Below are 16,378 nucleotides of genomic sequence, written 5' to 3' on the forward strand. Positions count from 1 at the left end.
TCGCTCCAGCACGCACCTTTTCATTGTCTTCACGCTCCCGTCACAAATCAACACAGTGCGCCGGGGCATGTTTTGATGCGGGGCGCTGCGTCCTTTGTCAAGGAAGCGGTCCTACGGAGCTTTACCTTAAAATATGGGAGGCCTGGCTGGCAGCCATCACGCCTTGCAGCGGGCAATTGTCGTTCCCATATTAGCGATACCCGGATGCTGCATGTTGAGGTCCGGAGAGGTCGCTTGCATCAAGGACTTTGGAAGATGAGCCGTATCACCCCTTTCGCCAGCCCGCTGCTTCTGGGCTTCGATGCCATGGAAAAGACGCTGGAGCGGATTTCCAAGGCGAGCGATGGTTATCCACCCTATAATATCGAACGCATCGCCGCAGGCCGCGACGCGCCTGAGCGGCTTCGCATCACGCTTGCAGTCGCCGGTTTCAGCGAAGAAGAGCTCGATGTGTCGACCGAGGAAAACCAGCTTCTGATCCGTGGCCGGCAGATCGATCAGGGCGAGCGCGATTATCTCTATCGTGGCATTGCGGCGAGACAGTTCCAGCGCACCTTCGTTCTCGCGGATGGCATGCAGGTCTTAGGCGCAAGCCTCAAGAACGGTCTGCTCTCGGTGGATCTAATTCGCCCGGAACCGGCGCGCATGGTCAAGAAAATTAACATTTCGGTTTCACAGTAGCACAACGGTTTGTTGAACCGTTGGTCCCTTCTCTCGGAGGAACAGGAATGTTGATGAAAGAAGCTACGTCGCGTCTGACCAAGTCCGAACTTGCCGGCATCGGCAATGGCGAGGTCGCCTATATCCGCAAAATACGCAATGAAGAGGTTGCCAAGTGCTTCCCCGAGGCGCCGGATATCGATCCAAGCGTCGATCTCTGGGCATTGTTCGGCGCTGATGGTACACCGATCCTGCTGACGGATAACCGCTCCAGCACCTTCTTCAAGGCTGCCGAAGACGAGCTGAAGACAGTCAGCCTGCATTGATCACGACCGGGCTGCCGCAAGGCCGGCCGTCAGAATGCATGTGTGAAGAATGATAATGGGCGATGCGAGGGACTCATGCTAGTCCCTTGCCCATGCGTATAGCCGCCTTCCAGCGTTTTCCCATTTTCGACGACGCGGAGGCCGCGGCCGATGCGATATTGAGCGATTTGCTCTGGGCCGATGCGCATGGCGTCGATCTTGCCCTCTTTTCCGAATCCTATCTCCAGGGACATAGCTACCGGCAGAGCCTGATTGAGAGCCGTGCGCTATCGCTCGACAGTCCGGCATTCCTTTCGATCCTTGAAAAGCTCGCGCCGACAAGGGCGACCGCCATCGTCGGCTGTTTCGAACGCCGTGGCGAAGCGGTCTTCAACAGTGCCGTAGTGATCGAAGCCGGCGTGCTGCGTGGCACCTATGCCAAGGCCTATCCCATCGAGAGCGGCTGTGCTCCGGGAACCGACTTCCCTGTCTGGAGCCGCGCCGGCCGCACCTTCGGCATCAATATCTGCAACGATACCAACTATCCCGATGCCGCCGACAGGCTCGTTGCGCAGGGCGTGGATCTGATCTGCTGCCCGATCAATATGGTGCTGCGGCCCATCAAGGCCGAGATCTGGCGCGAGGAATCGCTGGAGCACATGCGCTCCTGCGCGCGGCGGACGAAGCGCTGGTACATGTGCTGCGATGCTGTCGGTGAAAACCCAGACGGCTGGTTCGGCTATGGCTGCACAGCCATCATCGCGCCCGACGGCTCTGTGATGGGCAAGGCCGTCGAAGGCGTCGAGGATGTCGTGATGGCTGATCTGCCCTGAAAGCTCATATCTAAGTAGGTCAGACACGCTTGAAGGTGAGATAGGCCGAGGAGCGGCCTTCGCGGCGGGCCTTGGCTTCGTAGCGGGTGCTCGGCCAGCCCTCATAGGGCGTCAGCCAGTCGGCGGCATTCTGCGCCATCCATTCGAAGCCGCCATGGTCGCGGCATTTCAAGAGCGTCCAGTTCACATAGGTGTCGATGTCTGAGGCGAAGCAGAACAGCCCGCCCGGCTTCAGCACGCGGTGAAAACGGTCGAGATTGGTCTTGGAGACGAAGCGACGCTTCCAGTGCTTCCGCTTCGGCCAAGGATCCGGATAGAGCAGGTCGATCTGATCGAGGCAATGATCGGGAAGCCAGTCGAGAAGCTGCGTCGCGTCATCATTATAGACACGCACGTTGCGCGCGCCCGTTTCATCGATGCGTGCAAGCAGCTTCTGCATGGAGTTTACAAAAGGCTCGACGCCGATAAAGCCCGTCGAAGGTGTTTCCAGCGCGCGGTGGATGAGATGTTCTCCACCGCCGAAGCCGATCTCCAGCCGCATTTTCGCGACCGGATCAGGGAAAATGCTCTTCGGCGGCTCCGGGGGAGCCGCCGAGAGATCGATGATGAATGCCGGAAGCAGTGTAGCGAGCCGATCGGCCTGCTGTTCACGCAAGGCTTTCCCCTTGCGGCGACCGAAAAACGCTTCGGTCGCCCGGCCCCGGCGTTCCATATCCGTCATGCAGCTGCCTTGGTCTTGACCGCGTCCTTGAGGCCTTTCACGAGGTCGGTGCGCTCCCACGAGAACGAGCCGTCGCGGCCGGCCTTGCGGCCGAAATGGCCGTAGGCGGAGGTCTTGGCATAGATCGGCTTGTTGAGATCGAGATGACGGCGGATGCCCGACGGCGACAGGTCCATGTTCTGGCGGATCGCGGCTTCGACCTGATCCTCGGAAACACCCTTGCCGGTGCCATGCAGGTCGACATAGATCGATAGCGGCTGAGCAACACCGATGGCGTAGGAGAGCTGGATCGTGCAACGGTCGGCAAGGCCGGCAGCGACGACGTTCTTGGCGAGGTAGCGGGCAGCATAGGCAGCCGAACGGTCGACCTTGGTCGTGTCCTTGCCGGAGAACGCGCCACCGCCATGCGGAGCAGCGCCGCCGTAGGTGTCGACGATGATCTTGCGGCCGGTGAGGCCGGCATCACCATCCGGGCCGCCGATGACGAACTTGCCGGTGGGGTTGATGTACCACTTGCAATCGTCGGCGATCTTCAGGTCGCCGAGAGCTTCGCGGATATAGGGCTCGACGACGCTGCGAACCTTCTTCGAATCCCAGCTGTCGTCCAGATGCTGGGTGGAAAGAACGATCGAGGTGGCTTCCGCCGGCTTGCCGTCGACATAGCGTACGGTCACCTGGCTCTTGGCGTCGGGGCCGAGCTTGGCGACTTCGCCTTCGCCCTTCTTGCGGGCGGCAGCGAGCAGCTGAAGGATCTTGTGGGAATAGTAGATCGGCGCCGGCATGAGATCAGGCGTCTCCTTGCAGGCGTAGCCGAACATGATGCCCTGGTCGCCGGCGCCTTCGTCACCCTGCTGGTCGGCGGCGCTGTCCACGCCCTGGGCGATGTCGGCCGACTGCGAATGCAGCAGCACGTCGATCTTGGCCTTCTTCCAGTGGAAGCCCTCCTGCTCGTAACCGATGTCCTTGATGGCGCGACGGGCCGCAGCCTTGAACTTCGACGGGTTGATGACGTCGTTGCCGTCCTTGTCCTTCTTCATCAGGCTCGGCGGCAGGCGAACTTCACCGGCGATGACGACGCGGTTGGTCGTCGCGAGGGTTTCGCAGGCAATGCGCACGCCCCACGGATTGATGCCGGTCTTTGCCGCTTCGCGGTAGACCAGATCGACGATCTCGTCGGAGATGCGGTCACACACCTTGTCCGGGTGACCTTCGGCAACAGATTCGCTGGTAAAGAGATAGTTCGCGCGCATTCCGGGATTCCCCTCAAAGAACAAAAGCGGTCTAGTAGGTACTCACTTCGCGCCCCGATGACAAGCACAGAAGGACATAAATATATCTTTATATCTGCGGCGAAATGACAAATTTTGCCCCAAAAACGCAAAAAGGCGGCCTTTTGAGCCGCCTTAAGCTTTCCGAGCGTGGGGGACGCTCAGTCGGAGTCGGCTTCCGCCGCCAGTGCCTTCACCAATTCGACGACTTTGCGACGAACCTTGGGATCGGTGATCTTCACAAATGCGCGGTTGAGCTGGAGTCCTTCCGAAGAAGAGAGGAAATCGACGACGTAGTTCGAACTCGAGGCTTCCGACATGCCGGTCAAGGCGCCGGAATGTTCGCCGGGAGCGTCTTCGAAGAAGAAGGAAACGGGAACGTTGAGGATGCTTGAAATGTTCTGGAGGCGGCTGGCACCAACGCGGTTGGTACCCTTCTCGTATTTCTGGATTTGCTGAAAGGTGATGCCGAGGCTTTCGCCGAGCTTCTCCTGGCTCATGCCTAACATAGTACGGCGAAGCCGGATGCGGCTACCGACATGGATGTCGATAGGATTCGGCTTCTTCTTATTTTCAATCATGGTCGTGCCCTAGCAAAGAAAAATTCAACTCTGTTCTAACCGGCATGCCCTGACCTCATTCCGTAACGCCACGTTGCAAGTCGCGATAACCCACCTTGAAGCATACGTTACTAACGCCGATTGCGACCACTATGCAATTTTAGGGGTTTTCGGTCAATTCAACCTGAAAATAAAACCCCTGCGTGAAATTAGCGCAATGATCATCAGTAACGTTTCAGTCAACCAGAAGTACGTTTGCCGGGGGTATGGGCTTCCTGTGTTTTTCTCGAATCCATCGAGGGTTGCATCAATAAAGCCAATTTCGTCCAATTTTAGACCTGAAACGATTTCGCCGCGCGCGTCTACAACCGCTGAAATTCCACTATTCGCATCGCGAATCAGCGGCAAACCGGTCTCAACCGCTCGTACGCGTGCCTGCTGAAAATGCTGGTACGGACCCGGTGTTGAGCCGAACCAGCTGTCATTCGTGATGTTGAGAATGGCGTTCGCGTGGTCGATGTCGCCGGTCATTTCGTCCGGGAAGATGATTTCGTAGCAGACGAGCGGATAGAATTTCAGACCGCTCGGAAGCTCGAGCAGATGACGGCTGGCGGCCGCCGAAAAACCGCCCGGCATCTCCACGACATTCTGGATGCCGAGTTCGTTGAGCATGTCCTCGAAGGGAAGATATTCGCCGAAGGGAACGAGATGCACCTTGTCGGAGGCGGCGACGATCTGCCCCCGCCCGTCGATCACATAGATCGAATTATAATAGCGGGTGGGATAGCCGGGGCCGAGTTCTTCAGCGCGCACGGCGCCTGCGATCAGGATCTGGTCGTCGTCGAGCGTATCGGCAATCTGCGTCAGCGCATCCTTGTTGTCGGTGAGGATGAAGGGGATCGAGGTTTCCGGCCAGACGATGATATCAGGCTTCCTGCCGCCTTCCTTGGGAGGCTCCGTCGAAAGCTTGAGATGTGTCTCGAAGATCGCCTCGCGATCCGCATCATTGTCCATCTTGACGGATTGATCGATCGCCGGCTGGACCAGGCGAACCACAGGCCGCTTGCCCTCGGGTAACGCCTCGGGCTTCGGCGTGAGATAAAGGATATAGGCGCCGTAACCGAGATGCGCCGCAAAGAGGATTGCCGCGAGGCTGATGCCGAGTTTCGCTCCCTGCCGCGTTCCGAAGAGGGCAGGGGCGGCAAAGACGAAGACCGAGAGAGCCGTCACCCCCATGGTGCCGATCACATGCGCGGACTGCATCATGACAGGCATGGGCATCATGGCATAGCCGATGGCATTCCACGGAAAACCGGTGAAGATGAAGCTGCGTAGCCACTCAAGCAGGCCGAAGCTGGCAGCAAGTGCTGCAATCCGCCCCATTCCATCGGACCAGAAGATACGGGCAAGCGCCGCAGCCAAGCCATAGAAGATGGCAAGGCAGGCTGGAAGGCCGAGGATTGCGAGCGGCAAAGCCCAGGCAAACTCCTCTGAATCGATCAGCAATGCCTGCCCAACCCACCAGAGCCCCGCAGCGAAGTAACCAAAGCCGAACAGCCAGCCCGTGGCAAATGCCGGCCAGAGCCTGCCGGGAAGGCTGCTTTCCGGCGAGGCGGCCGCCCCGTCGATCAGCCAGACGAGCAGCGTGAAGGAAACGAACATCGCGGCGAAGAAGCCGATGGGAGGCAGCGCCAGGACGCCAAAGGCGCCTGCTGCGATCGCAAGCAATGACCGTTTGAAACCCCAGACGAGGATAATCCTGTCCGCAAGCCGCTCCATGCGCACTCCCATCAAAGCCGCGAATCAATCCAATCGCAGTCTTTCAAAAAAGCGCGCGCTTGTCGTCTTACGGAAAGGTCAGTTTGCGGTCGATTCCGCCGACCGATCATCGTTTCCGTCGCCGATGGGCGGCCCGTCACCATCCGCCTTGACGCGGCGGCGGATTGCCTGGCGCTTGCGGGTGATGCGCACCCGCTTGATGCGGCGCGGATCGGCATCGAGAATATGGAATTCGAAATCCGACAGGGCCTGGACGACTTCTCCGCGCACGGGGATGCGCCCCAGTGCCGAGAAGATCAGGCCACCCAGTGTATCGACCTCATCGATCTGCTCACTAATGTCGAAATCCGGACCGATGGCTTCGGCAATCTCCTCGAGCTCGACGCGGGCGTCGGCAACGAAGACGTCCTCCGAAATGCGTTTGAACATGACTTCCTCATCGTCATGTTCGTCGTCGATATCGCCGATGACCATCTCCACAATATCTTCATGCGAGGCGAGGCCGTCAGTGCCGCCATATTCGTCGATGACCAGCGCCATCTGTGTGCGGTTTACCTGCATGCGGCGCAGAAGATCGGATGCCAGCATGGAAGGCGGCACGAAGAGGATCTGTCTGATAATGCCGGTTTCGGCGAGCGTCTTCTGCAGGTCAACGCGTCCGAGATCGAAGTTTGGCTTGGCCGAGCGCGGCGCCTTCTGGATATTTTCCGGAGAAACCTCGATTGCCGGCGCGCCCGCCGCAGGCTTCGTCCCGCTGCGGCGCTTGTTGCGCGCCTGCTTGGCGACGTAGGAAAGAAGATCGCGGATATGCACCATGCCGCGCGGGTCGTCGAGCGTTTCGGCATAGACCGGCATGCGCGAACGGCCGCTTTCCTCAAAGAGGATCATCAGTTCGCCGATCGTGATGTTCTGGTCGACCGCCTCGATATCGGCGCGCGGCACCATCACGTCGGCAACGCGCACTTCGCGGAAGCGGAGGATATTGTGGAGCATCGCCCGCTCGTCGGGCGAAAAGGCGTCGGCTGCAGCCGGGTCGGTCATCAGCGCGTCGGCGATATCTTCGCGCAGGCGCGAGCCTTGTTGCGGTCTTAAGATGCGCGCGGCGCGTGACCAGAAGGATTGCGGTCGGTGTCGACTACTGCCACCCTCATCGGAAGAGGAGGATTGGTCGGAGTCCTTGGCGTCTGACGCCGGCTTCGTTGAAAAGTCGCTCATGGTTCCATTTTAAGGTCTTGACCCTCGTAGGGGTCAGATAGGCCGAGTACTGCCAAAATGCGAGTCTCCAGCCCCTCCATAATTTCGGCTTCGTCATTATTCATATGGTCGTAGCCGAGCAGATGCAAGAAACCATGCACCATAAGATGGGTCAGATGATCGTCAAAGCTCTTTTCGAGCTCTTGCGCCTCGCGCTCGACCGTTTCCAGGGCAATGATGATATCGCCGAGCATCGGACCGGGCATTTTGCCGGGTTTGACCGGAAAAGCCGGAAACGACAGCACATTGGTCGGCTTGTCCTTGCCGCGCCATTCCGCATTGATGTCCTGGATGGACGCATCGTCGGTGAAGACGAGCGAAACTTCCGGCGGCATCTGCGGGAAGGGTTGCTGTTCCTCTTCCCGCAGGTAAGTGACAGCCGCACCCAGCACGCGTTCGCCAAGAGCATGCAATACATCTTCGGCGGGCCAGCCCGTGTCCTCGATGCTGATCTGTATGTCGAGCTCGGCCATCAGTCCTGCCGGCTGGCCTCTTCGTTTGCTGCGGTATAGGTCGCGTCATAGGCCTTGACGATGCGGCCGACGAGCGGATGGCGAACGACGTCGACATCCTTGAAGCGCACGGTCGAAATACCCTCGACATCGTTCAGGAGATGCAGCGCTTCCACGAGGCCGGATTTGACGCCACGCGGCAGGTCGATCTGGCTCGGGTCGCCGGTGATGATCATACGCGAATTCTCGCCAAGACGCGTCAGGAACATCTTCATTTGCATTGCCGTGGTGTTTTGCGCCTCGTCGAGGATAACAGCGGCGTTGGCAAGCGTACGACCGCGCATGAAGGCGAGCGGCGCGATTTCGATGACGCCGGCAGTGATCGCCCGCTCGACCTTGTCGCCCGGGATCATGTCGTAGAGCGCGTCATAAAGCGGGCGGAGATACGGATCGACCTTTTCCTTCATATCGCCCGGCAGGAAGCCCAGGCGTTCGCCTGCTTCGACGGCCGGTCTCGAAAGGATGATCTTTTCGACCGCGCCGCGCTCCAGAAGCTGGGCGGCATGAGCGACGGCGAGATAGGTCTTGCCGGTACCAGCCGGACCAACGCCGAACACCATCTCCGAGCGCTCGAGCGCCCGCATATAGGCATCCTGTGTCGGCGTGCGTGCAATGATCGTCTTCTTGCGCGTCGAAATCTGCGCCATCGTCAATTTGGCTTTTTTCTCCATCGTCGGCAGTGTGAGCTGGTCGTCGGCGGCAACCGCCATGCGAATTGCGCCTTCCACGTCTGAACGCTCCACACTGCCGCCTTTCTGGAGTTTTTCATAGAGGTAATCGAGTGTGCGCCGCGCCTGATTGGTGGCCAGTACATCGCCGGTGATGACAACGGAGTTGCCGCGCGCTCGTGCATCGATATGGAGCCGCTGTTCCAGCAACTTGAGATTCTGATCGAACTGTCCGAAAAGTTCGCTGGCGAACCGGTTGTTCTCGAACGTCAGGACGAAGTGATTGGCGTCGCTCGCAATGCGTGGGTGGCGCGGTGAAGTGGAAACCAATTCCTGTCCGTTCAAGCGGTCGAGCTCCTTGGGTTAGACCTCAGCCTCTGCGCGTTCGGCAAACAGGCTGTTGGTTCCGGTTCCTGTGATTCGCACTTTAATAATGTCACCGATTTGCGATGCTTTTGCATCAACATTCACGGATTGCAGCCACGGTGAGCGGCCAATAAGTTGGCCGGGCATACGGCCGGGCTTTTCCAGGAGAAGATCGATTTCCTTGCCGATGCAGGACTCGTTGAATTCCTGCGTCTGCTTGAGAAGCAGCGCCTGCAGGCGTTCCAGACGTTCTGCCTTGATATCTTCCGGCACTTGGTCCTTCAATTCCGCTCCGGGCGTACCCGGCCGCGTTGAATATTTGAACGAGAAGGCCTGTGCATAACGAACCTCCTCAACGAGTTTTAGTGTATCCTCAAATTCGCGGTCTGTCTCCCCCGGAAAGCCGGTAATGAAGTCGCCTGAGAGCGCGATATCGGGGCGGGCTTTGCGGATGCGCTCGATGAGGGAAAGATATTCGGCTGCCGTGTGGCGGCGGTTCATGGCCTTTAGAATGCGGTCCGAACCGGCCTGAACCGGAAGGTGCAGATAAGGCATCAGCGTGCGAAGGTCGCGATGGGCCTCGATCAGCCGGTCGTCCATGTCGCGCGGGTGGCTGGTCGTGTAGCGAAGCCGCGCAAGGCTGGGGATTTCGGCAAGCCGGTAGAGCAGGTCGCCAAGGCTCCACTCTTCGCCCTTCGGTCCGACGCCATGCCAAGCATTGACGTTCTGTCCAAGCAGCGTGATTTCGCGTACGCCGCCATCGACGAGCTTCATCGCCTCCTCGACGATCTGCGAAACCGGCCGCGACACTTCGGAGCCGCGTGTATAGGGCACGACGCAGAAGGTGCAGAACTTGTCGCAGCCTTCCTGAACCGTCAGGAAGGCGGTCACGCCGCGGGCGCGGATCTTCGGTGCCTCGGCGATCGGCAGGTGCTCGAACTTGTCTTCGATTGCATATTCCGTATCGATGACGCGGTGGCCTTCCTTGGCGCGGCGCAGCGCCTCGGGCAGGCGGTGATAGGTCTGCGGGCCGATGACCACATCGACTGCCGGCGCACGGCGCAGGATTTCCTCGCCTTCCGCCTGCGCTACGCAGCCTGCCACGCCGATCATCATCTCGCGACCGTCGGCGGCCTTGCGCTTCTTCATCTCGCGCAGGCGCCCGAGCGCGGAATAGACCTTCTCGGCCGCCTTCTCGCGGATGTGGCAGGTGTTGAGCAGGACGAGGTCGGCCTCTTCCATATCCTCGGTCGTCTCATAGCCGTCGCGGGCAAGAGCATCGCTCATGCGCATCGAGTCGTAGACGTTCATCTGGCAGCCATAGGTCTTGATGAAAACCTTGCGGCTGTTGGAGCCATCGCGGAGAGAAGCCTCCGGGGCCTGAAGAAGGGCGCTGTCCTGGGTCATAGCCGTTATCTAGTGGTTTTTGACGCGCGAGAAAAGGGTATCTCGCTCAGCCGATCGCGCGGCCGCGCAGGCTGCGGTTCAGCAGGTTGCGGATACGGGCAGCGATCGTCGCGCTGACGTCCTTGCGATTGGTCTTCTCGCCATATTCTATCGCCTCGCCGAAGGAGACTTCGGCATCGATCGCGCCGCATTTCATGATGTCGATCAGATGCGGTAGAAGCTCGATATCGCCGGGCCATGCCGCAAGCGGGCGGTGATAGCGGCCCATGGCGATACCGTGCACCCGCGTATAGGCGATGGAAACCGGCTGGACCATGACGCCGCCGGTCGGGGAATGGGGCACGGCCATTGCGGCAGCGCCGAAGAGCGACGATTTGACCTCCAGCAGTCGATTGCCATCAGAGGTCGTTCCCTCGGGAAAAAGCACGACGATTTCGCCATCTGCCATGCGGCCGGCGATCTCGCTCGCCTGATGGCCGGTGCGGCGCTTTTCCTCCCGCACCACGAAGACGCTTTTCTGCAGCTTGGCGAGCATGCCGAAAATCGGCCAGTCACGCACCTCGATCTTGGCGATGAAGGCGACGTCGGCCACAGCCGACATGACCATGATGTCCATCCACGAAGAATGGTTGGAACAGAGCATCAGCGGCCGGCGGCTCTCAAGCGTGCCGCGCACCTGAATGCGGATGCCGAGACAATAGCAGACGATACGATGCCAGCGCCGGGGCAGGGTGCGCCTGAGTTTCCAGTCGAAACGCAGCGCCAGCACCTGTAGCGGCATGAGCAGGATGCTGACGACAATGATGCCAGTAATGGCGAAGGCGATGCGCAGCCAGACGATCAAATGCGGCGCTCCCGGACTGCCATGATATCAGATTTCGTCTTTCTTCAGCGGGATGCCGTAGAGTTCCAGGCGGTGATCCACCAGCTTGAAGCCATGCTCGCGGGCGATCCGCTCCTGCAGCGCCTCGATCTCCGGCGAACGGAATTCGATGACGACACCTGTCTTCAGATCGATCAGATGGTCGTGATGCTCTTCAGGCACTGTCTCGTAGCGGGAGCGGCCGTCACGGAAATCGTGGCGGGCGATGATACCTGCATCTTCGAATAGCTTCACCGTACGATAGACCGTCGAAATCGAAATCTTGGCATCGACCTTGACGGAGCGGCGATAGAGCTCCTCGACATCGGGGTGATCTTCGGAGTCCTCGAGAATGCGCGCGATCACCCGGCGCTGCTCGGTCATGCGCATGCCGCGTTCAGCGCAAAGCTCCTCAAGGGTTTTGGCTACCTCAGTCATGGCTGCCTTCTCGCTATTCCTGCCGAGAAGGGAACTACCGAAGAACGCGCTTCATGACAAGCGCCGTGGAGGTAGCCCCATTGGCATCCTTATAATAGCCCTTGCGCTCACCAGCCACCTCGAAGCCAAGCTTGCGGTAAAGGCCGAGGGCGGCGGTATTGCCGTTATCGACTTCCAGGAACATGCTTTCGCCGCCACGAAGGCGTGCTTCGCGCATGGCGGCCTGCATCAGCCGCCAGCCGAGGCCGGAACGCGCGACCTTTGCCTGCACGGCGACCGTCAGGATTTCCGCCTCGCCCGCCACCTCGCGTGCCAGGATGAAGCCCGGCAGCGTCTTTTTCAGGATGGCATTGGTCTGGCGAGCGACAAAGCCGAAGACGGTGCTCTGCGAAAGCAGGCTGTGAAATTCGCCGTCACCCCAAGGGCGGGCGAAGCGCTCGCCATGCAGGACGGAAACGTCGAGGCAATCCTCCGGCTCCATGGCGACGATTTCGAATTCCGGTTTCAGCGTCAGATAGGCTTCCAGCATCGTCATACTCTTGCAATCGCATACCCGGCCTGCGGTTTGGCATCGGGTCCGCGCAGATAAAGGGGCTTCGGCTTTCCGGTATTCGGGTTCGCGGCAGCACCGAGACGCGCCACGATGGAGATCGGGAAAGAGTTGGCGTATTCGCCCGTTGCATCCGGCTTCAGGACCGGGGTTGCCGAACCGGTGATCTCGCCGTCGAAACCGGCAGCGAAAACCTGCGCTTCGGCAACGCTGACCGCACGGGGCTCATCAAGCGGTGAGCCGTCGGCTGCAAAAGACTGGAGATAGATTTCGTCCCGCTTGGCATCCATCGCCGCGAGCACTGCGTGACCAGGCGTCTTTTCGCGCTGGGCGGCCGCCATCACTTCCAGCGTGGTGATGCCGACGGCGGGAATATTGAGGGAAAGCGCAAAGCCGCGGGCTGCGGCAACGCCGACGCGGATACCGGTAAAGGAGCCGGGGCCGATGGTGACCGCAAGGCGGTCGACATCCGAAAGTGCGACGCCCGCCTGATCCAGCGCGCGGTCGACGATACCCATCAGATGTTCAGCATGCCCCTTGCCGATCATGTCCGATGCCTCCCCCAGCACCGTATTCCTGCCGCTATCATAAATGGCGGCAGCGCAATCCACACCTGCCGTGTCGAGCGCCAGAACGATCATGCCATCAATTTCCGAATAAACTATTGTCGCCTATCCATAAATCCGTCTGGCCGAACCCTAAATCAACGGCCGGACGTATCAAAGATTTTTAAGCGGCAATCACTTCCTGCACTTCCGGAACGAAATGGCGCAGCAGGTTCTGGACGCCGTGCTTCAGCGTTGCCGTCGAAGACGGGCAACCGGAGCAGGAACCCTTCATATTGAGGTAAACCTTGCCGTCCTTGAAGCCGCGGAAGGTGATGTCGCCGCCATCCTGGGCAACAGCCGGACGCACACGCGTCTCCAGCAATTCCTTGATGGTCAGCACGATCGATTCGTCACCTTCATCGAAGAATTCATCGCCGGCATCGATGTCTTCCGAGAGGATGGAGGCATCGCCCATGACCGGCTTGCCGGACATGAAATGCTCCATGATCGAGCCGAGAATAGCCGGTTTCAGATGCTGCCACTCGGCATCGTCCTTGGAGACGGAGATGAAATCATAGCCGAAATAGACGCCGGTCACGCCTGGAATTTCGAAAAGGCGGGCGGCGAGCGGCGAAGCCTGGGCTTCATCGGCATTGCGGAATTCGGCCGTGCCGTTTTCCATTACGACCTTGCCGGGAAGGAACTTCTGCGTTGCTGGGTTCGGCGTGGCTTCGGTCTGAATGAACATCTCGCTCTCCATGCGGCGGGCCGTGGCCTCTGCCGTCTTTAGAATTCTTCAAAAGAAAATAAGCCTATTGTCCGGCCGATTCAAGAGACTGATACTCAAGAAATGGCTTAACAGAGGGCGTCGATTTCTTCATTCGTCAGCGTGTCGGGAAGCACGGTGACAGGAATGGGAAAGGCAGCTCCACGTCCTGCGACGGAGGAAACCAGCGGTCCCGGCCCCTCCTTGGCGGAGCCTGCGGCAAGCACGAGGATGGCGACGTCCCTGTCTTCCTCGATCACAGCATTGATCTGCTCAGCCGAATTGCCCTCGCGGATGACGATCTCCGGTTCGATGCCGATCGTCTCGCGCACGATTTGTGCGATCTTGGCGACAGTGGCTTCCGCCTCCTCGCGGGCTTCCGCCCGCATGATCTCCTCGACGCCAAGCCATTGCTGAAAATCGCCTTCCGGGATCACATAGAGAAGAACGAGGCCGCCATTGGAATTCTTGGCGCGCCGTCCGGCATAATGGACGGCGCGTTGGCATTCGGGTGTCCCGTCTATCACCGCCATGAATTTGCGGCGATGACCTTCGAGCCGTGAGAGTCGCTTTGATACCATGATGCGGACTCTGACACCTGAGACCAAAAATTTGCAAGCCCCCGTTTTGCACGGGAGCTCTGCATGTCGATCGGATTAGTAGAGGAAGCCGATGATCTCGCGAAGTTCGCGCATCGTCACGTCGGCGCGTGCTCGCGCGCGTTCATTGCCGTTGCGTAGGATCGCATCGATATGGCTCGTATCGTTCATCAAGCGGCGCATTTCGCCCGTTATCGGCGACAGCACCTGGACAGCGAGATCGATCAGCGCCGGCTTGAAGACGGAGAACTGCTGGCCGCCAAATTCGGCAAGCACCTGTTCCCTCGTCTTGTCGGCGAGCGCGGCATAGATCGAGACGAGGTTTTCAGCCTCCGGTCGGTTTTCGAGACCGGTGATTTCGCTCGGCAAGCCATCCGGATCGGTCTTGGCCTTGCGGATCTTCTTGGAGATCGCGTCCTCATCGTCCATCAGGTTGATGCGCGAAAGATCCGACGGATCGGACTTCGACATCTTCTTCGTGCCGTCGCGCAGCGACATGACACGCGGCGCCGGCCCGCCGATCAGCGGTTCGACCATCGGGAAATAGGCATGCACCGGCTCGTTGCCGACGGTGATGTCGATCCCGTAATCCGTCTTGCCAATATGCGAGGCGTAATCGAGGTTGAACTTCATCGCGATGTCACGCGTCAGCTCGAGGTGCTGCTTCTGGTCCTCGCCGACGGGCACATGCGTGGCGCGGTAGACGAGAATGTCGGCAGCCATCAGGCTCGGATAGGCGTAGAGACCGAGCGAGGCCTGCTCGCGGTCCTTGCCGGCCTTGTCCTTGAACTGCGTCATGCGGTTCATCCAGCCGAGGCGGGCGACACAATTGAAGATCCAGGCGAGTTCGGCGTGCTGCGGTACGGCGGACTGATTGAAGACGATATGCTTTTCAGCGTCGATGCCGGAAGCGATGAAGGCGGCCGCGATCGAGCGCGTCTGTGACAGCATGTCCTCGTGGACGAGCTGCGCGGTCAGCGCATGAAGATCGACGACGCAATAGATGCAGTCGTTGCCGTCCTGGAGCTGCACGAAACGGCGGATCGCGCCGAGATAATTGCCGAGATGCAGATTGCCCGTCGGCTGAACGCCGGAGAATACGAGCTTCTTGAATTCGCCCATGATGTTGTCCTCGATTAGGCTGGTGGAGGGCCCCAGGGCCAAAGGCCCATGTTGCTAACGCGGGCGCTTATGCACGCGCTCCCGGTCGCAATCAAGAGGCGGTGGGCGCAGCGTGTTGAATGAGGTCGAAGGTGTTGCCGTAAGGATCCGAAAAGACCGCAACGGTGCCGTAAACCTCATGTCGCGGTTCCTCCAGAAAGCGAACGCCGGCATCAAGCATCGCTGCGTGATCGCGTGCAAAATCGTCGGTCTTGAGGAAGAAGCCGACACGCCCGCCGGTCTGATTTCCAACGGCGGCTCGCTGCGCGTCGTTGGCCGCCTGCGCCAGTAGAAAGGCCGCGCCATCCCCGCCCCTGGGTTTGACGACGACCCAGCGCTTGCCTTCCGGCTGTACTTCGTCCTGAAGGCATTCGAAGCCGAGGGCCTCACAATAGAAGGCTTTGGCGCGGTCATAATCATCGACAACGAGGGTGACGAGAAACAGAGATTGGATCATAAGATCTCCAGATTCGGAAGTTTATTCCATTTATATGCAGAAAAGTGCCCAGTTTTACGCCAAATTGATCAGTGTGTTTAGCTAAAACTGAGTATAAAATTTCACAGAAAAGCTTTCTTTGAACTGAAAATCCTCTCGCCGGGCTGGCGGCCCAAGGGGCTGTCGGGACAACCGATCGGAGGGACCATGCAGAACGCTAGTTTGCTCGCCATGGCAGGCCTTTTCGCCCTACAATCAGCAACGACGGCCGTCGGTCAAGATAATCGACGGCAGACCAGTCAACTTCCCAAATACGAGACGCGTATTGCTTACACGATGCAGACCGTCAGCGTTCGCGCCGGCTGCTTCCCGGAGCGATTGCGGGCAGTCTTATCGCATATAGCGGCAAAGACCGGACGACGGCCAATGATAACTTCGGGCTTCCGGCCACATCCCCGCCGCCACGGTTCCATGCACGGGAAATGCCTTGCGGCTGATATCCGGATTCCCGGCGTGTCGGAGCGCGCGATCATCGCCGCTGCGAAAACCGCACCCGGCATCGGAGGGATCGGCACCTATTGCAATGGTATCGTCCACGTCGATGTCGGGCCGCAGCGACGATGGGTGGATTGCTAAAGCAATTCCAGCAAAGTGTGCAGCGGTTTCGCGTCCAGAATTGCGTGAA

Annotated in this window: 20 protein-coding genes; 4 read left to right on the forward strand and 16 right to left on the reverse strand. The window is 59.4% G+C overall.

Going from position 1 to position 16,378, the window contains the following annotated elements; genetic code table 11:
- Window positions 1-255: 255 nt before the first annotated feature.
- The 3 genes from PMI11_RS06955 (at window position 256) to PMI11_RS06965 (ending at window position 1,798) form a co-directional block, all read left to right on the forward strand.
- Window positions 256-681, forward strand: a complete 426-nt coding sequence (locus tag PMI11_RS06955) for an Hsp20 family protein (protein ID WP_007814893.1) — start codon at window positions 256-258, stop codon at window positions 679-681.
- Between the two features lie 47 nt (window positions 682-728).
- Window positions 729-986 (forward strand): DUF1150 family protein, encoded by a 258-nt coding sequence (locus PMI11_RS06960; RefSeq protein ID WP_007814896.1) that lies wholly within the window; start codon window positions 729-731, stop codon window positions 984-986.
- Between the two features lie 92 nt (window positions 987-1,078).
- On the forward strand, window positions 1,079-1,798 hold the full coding sequence (locus PMI11_RS06965) for a carbon-nitrogen hydrolase family protein (protein ID WP_007814899.1): 720 nt from the start codon (window positions 1,079-1,081) through the stop codon (window positions 1,796-1,798).
- Window positions 1,799-1,817: 19 nt separating this feature from the next.
- Here PMI11_RS06965 and PMI11_RS06970 read toward each other — a convergent pair whose 3' ends face one another.
- The 16 genes from PMI11_RS06970 to PMI11_RS07045 all read right to left on the reverse strand — a co-directional run bounded on the left by PMI11_RS06970 (window position 1,818) and on the right by PMI11_RS07045 (window position 15,714).
- Window positions 1,818-2,519 (reverse strand): tRNA (guanine(46)-N(7))-methyltransferase TrmB, encoded by a 702-nt coding sequence (locus PMI11_RS06970; RefSeq protein ID WP_007814901.1) that lies wholly within the window; start codon window positions 2,517-2,519, stop codon window positions 1,818-1,820.
- Complete coding sequence (metK, locus tag PMI11_RS06975; RefSeq protein WP_007814903.1) at window positions 2,516-3,769, reverse strand: methionine adenosyltransferase; 1,254 nt, start codon at window positions 3,767-3,769, stop codon at window positions 2,516-2,518. The genes PMI11_RS06970 and metK overlap by 4 nt, the downstream gene beginning before the upstream one ends.
- A gap of 179 nt (window positions 3,770-3,948) precedes the next feature.
- Window positions 3,949-4,368, reverse strand: coding sequence for a helix-turn-helix domain-containing protein (locus PMI11_RS06980; protein WP_007814904.1), 420 nt, complete (start codon window positions 4,366-4,368; stop codon window positions 3,949-3,951).
- A 153-nt stretch (window positions 4,369-4,521) separates the two neighbouring features.
- Window positions 4,522-6,126, reverse strand: a complete 1,605-nt coding sequence (gene lnt, locus PMI11_RS06985) for an apolipoprotein N-acyltransferase (protein WP_007814907.1) — start codon at window positions 6,124-6,126, stop codon at window positions 4,522-4,524.
- A gap of 78 nt (window positions 6,127-6,204) precedes the next feature.
- Window positions 6,205-7,341, reverse strand: coding sequence for a hemolysin family protein (locus PMI11_RS06990; protein WP_007814909.1), 1,137 nt, complete (start codon window positions 7,339-7,341; stop codon window positions 6,205-6,207).
- Window positions 7,338-7,853, reverse strand: coding sequence for an rRNA maturation RNase YbeY (gene ybeY, locus PMI11_RS06995; protein WP_007814912.1), 516 nt, complete (start codon window positions 7,851-7,853; stop codon window positions 7,338-7,340). Before ybeY ends, PMI11_RS06990 begins: the two co-directional genes overlap by 4 nt.
- The gene (locus PMI11_RS07000) at window positions 7,853-8,905 is read right to left on the reverse strand and encodes a PhoH family protein (protein WP_007814914.1); all 1,053 of its coding nucleotides are present in this window, start codon (window positions 8,903-8,905) and stop codon (window positions 7,853-7,855) included. Before PMI11_RS07000 ends, ybeY begins: the two co-directional genes overlap by 1 nt.
- A gap of 18 nt (window positions 8,906-8,923) precedes the next feature.
- The gene (gene miaB, locus PMI11_RS07005; protein WP_007814916.1) at window positions 8,924-10,333 is read right to left on the reverse strand and encodes a tRNA (N6-isopentenyl adenosine(37)-C2)-methylthiotransferase MiaB; all 1,410 of its coding nucleotides are present in this window, start codon (window positions 10,331-10,333) and stop codon (window positions 8,924-8,926) included.
- Between the two features lie 46 nt (window positions 10,334-10,379).
- A complete protein-coding gene (locus PMI11_RS07010) occupies window positions 10,380-11,177 on the reverse strand; it encodes a lysophospholipid acyltransferase family protein (RefSeq protein ID WP_007814918.1) in 798 nt (265 codons plus the stop codon).
- 27 nt (window positions 11,178-11,204) lie between these two features.
- Entirely contained in the window at window positions 11,205-11,633 is a 429-nt protein-coding gene (locus PMI11_RS07015) for a Fur family transcriptional regulator (RefSeq protein ID WP_007814920.1), read from the reverse strand.
- 34 nt (window positions 11,634-11,667) lie between these two features.
- On the reverse strand, window positions 11,668-12,168 hold the full coding sequence (locus PMI11_RS07020) for a GNAT family N-acetyltransferase (RefSeq protein ID WP_193385599.1): 501 nt from the start codon (window positions 12,166-12,168) through the stop codon (window positions 11,668-11,670).
- Complete coding sequence (tsaB, locus tag PMI11_RS07025) at window positions 12,165-12,824, reverse strand: tRNA (adenosine(37)-N6)-threonylcarbamoyltransferase complex dimerization subunit type 1 TsaB (protein WP_007814925.1); 660 nt, start codon at window positions 12,822-12,824, stop codon at window positions 12,165-12,167. The genes PMI11_RS07020 and tsaB overlap by 4 nt, the downstream gene beginning before the upstream one ends.
- A gap of 88 nt (window positions 12,825-12,912) precedes the next feature.
- The gene (locus tag PMI11_RS07030; protein ID WP_007814928.1) at window positions 12,913-13,479 is read right to left on the reverse strand and encodes a NifU family protein; all 567 of its coding nucleotides are present in this window, start codon (window positions 13,477-13,479) and stop codon (window positions 12,913-12,915) included.
- 107 nt (window positions 13,480-13,586) lie between these two features.
- Entirely contained in the window at window positions 13,587-14,078 is a 492-nt protein-coding gene (locus PMI11_RS07035) for a universal stress protein (protein ID WP_007814929.1), read from the reverse strand.
- A 75-nt stretch (window positions 14,079-14,153) separates the two neighbouring features.
- Window positions 14,154-15,218: a tryptophan--tRNA ligase gene (trpS, locus tag PMI11_RS07040; RefSeq protein ID WP_007814931.1), complete on the reverse strand. Its 1,065-nt coding sequence runs from the start codon at window positions 15,216-15,218 to the stop codon at window positions 14,154-14,156.
- 91 nt (window positions 15,219-15,309) lie between these two features.
- Entirely contained in the window at window positions 15,310-15,714 is a 405-nt protein-coding gene (locus tag PMI11_RS07045) for a VOC family protein (RefSeq protein WP_007814932.1), read from the reverse strand.
- Between the two features lie 186 nt (window positions 15,715-15,900).
- Here PMI11_RS07045 and PMI11_RS07050 point away from each other — a divergent pair, with 186 nt between their 5' ends.
- Complete coding sequence (locus PMI11_RS07050; protein ID WP_007814933.1) at window positions 15,901-16,329, forward strand: YcbK family protein; 429 nt, start codon at window positions 15,901-15,903, stop codon at window positions 16,327-16,329.
- Window positions 16,330-16,378: the final 49 nt, after the last annotated feature.

Origin of the sequence: Rhizobium sp. CF142, from assembly GCF_000281145.1 — a bacterium.
Taxonomy (GTDB): domain Bacteria; phylum Pseudomonadota; class Alphaproteobacteria; order Rhizobiales; family Rhizobiaceae; genus Rhizobium.

Coding starts and splice junctions, on each gene's coding strand:
- PMI11_RS07020 (WP_193385599.1), bottom strand. CDS start 12,168: ATGACGATGCTGGAAGCCTATCTGACGCTGAAACCGGAATTCGAAATC.
- PMI11_RS06960 (WP_007814896.1), top strand. CDS start 729: ATGTTGATGAAAGAAGCTACGTCGCGTCTGACCAAGTCCGAACTTGCC.
- ybeY (WP_007814912.1), bottom strand. CDS start 7,853: ATGGCCGAGCTCGACATACAGATCAGCATCGAGGACACGGGCTGGCCC.
- PMI11_RS06965 (WP_007814899.1), top strand. CDS start 1,079: ATGCGTATAGCCGCCTTCCAGCGTTTTCCCATTTTCGACGACGCGGAG.
- trpS (WP_007814931.1), bottom strand. CDS start 15,218: ATGGGCGAATTCAAGAAGCTCGTATTCTCCGGCGTTCAGCCGACGGGC.
- PMI11_RS06990 (WP_007814909.1), bottom strand. CDS start 7,341: ATGAGCGACTTTTCAACGAAGCCGGCGTCAGACGCCAAGGACTCCGAC.
- tsaB (WP_007814925.1), bottom strand. CDS start 12,824: ATGATCGTTCTGGCGCTCGACACGGCAGGTGTGGATTGCGCTGCCGCC.
- PMI11_RS06970 (WP_007814901.1), bottom strand. CDS start 2,519: ATGACGGATATGGAACGCCGGGGCCGGGCGACCGAAGCGTTTTTCGGT.
- metK (WP_007814903.1), bottom strand. CDS start 3,769: ATGCGCGCGAACTATCTCTTTACCAGCGAATCTGTTGCCGAAGGTCAC.
- miaB (WP_007814916.1), bottom strand. CDS start 10,333: ATGACCCAGGACAGCGCCCTTCTTCAGGCCCCGGAGGCTTCTCTCCGC.
- PMI11_RS06955 (WP_007814893.1), top strand. CDS start 256: ATGAGCCGTATCACCCCTTTCGCCAGCCCGCTGCTTCTGGGCTTCGAT.
- PMI11_RS07050 (WP_007814933.1), top strand. CDS start 15,901: ATGCAGAACGCTAGTTTGCTCGCCATGGCAGGCCTTTTCGCCCTACAA.
- PMI11_RS07035 (WP_007814929.1), bottom strand. CDS start 14,078: ATGGTATCAAAGCGACTCTCACGGCTCGAAGGTCATCGCCGCAAATTC.
- lnt (WP_007814907.1), bottom strand. CDS start 6,126: ATGGAGCGGCTTGCGGACAGGATTATCCTCGTCTGGGGTTTCAAACGG.
- PMI11_RS07015 (WP_007814920.1), bottom strand. CDS start 11,633: ATGACTGAGGTAGCCAAAACCCTTGAGGAGCTTTGCGCTGAACGCGGC.
- PMI11_RS07045 (WP_007814932.1), bottom strand. CDS start 15,714: ATGATCCAATCTCTGTTTCTCGTCACCCTCGTTGTCGATGATTATGAC.
- PMI11_RS06980 (WP_007814904.1), bottom strand. CDS start 4,368: ATGATTGAAAATAAGAAGAAGCCGAATCCTATCGACATCCATGTCGGT.
- PMI11_RS07030 (WP_007814928.1), bottom strand. CDS start 13,479: ATGTTCATTCAGACCGAAGCCACGCCGAACCCAGCAACGCAGAAGTTC.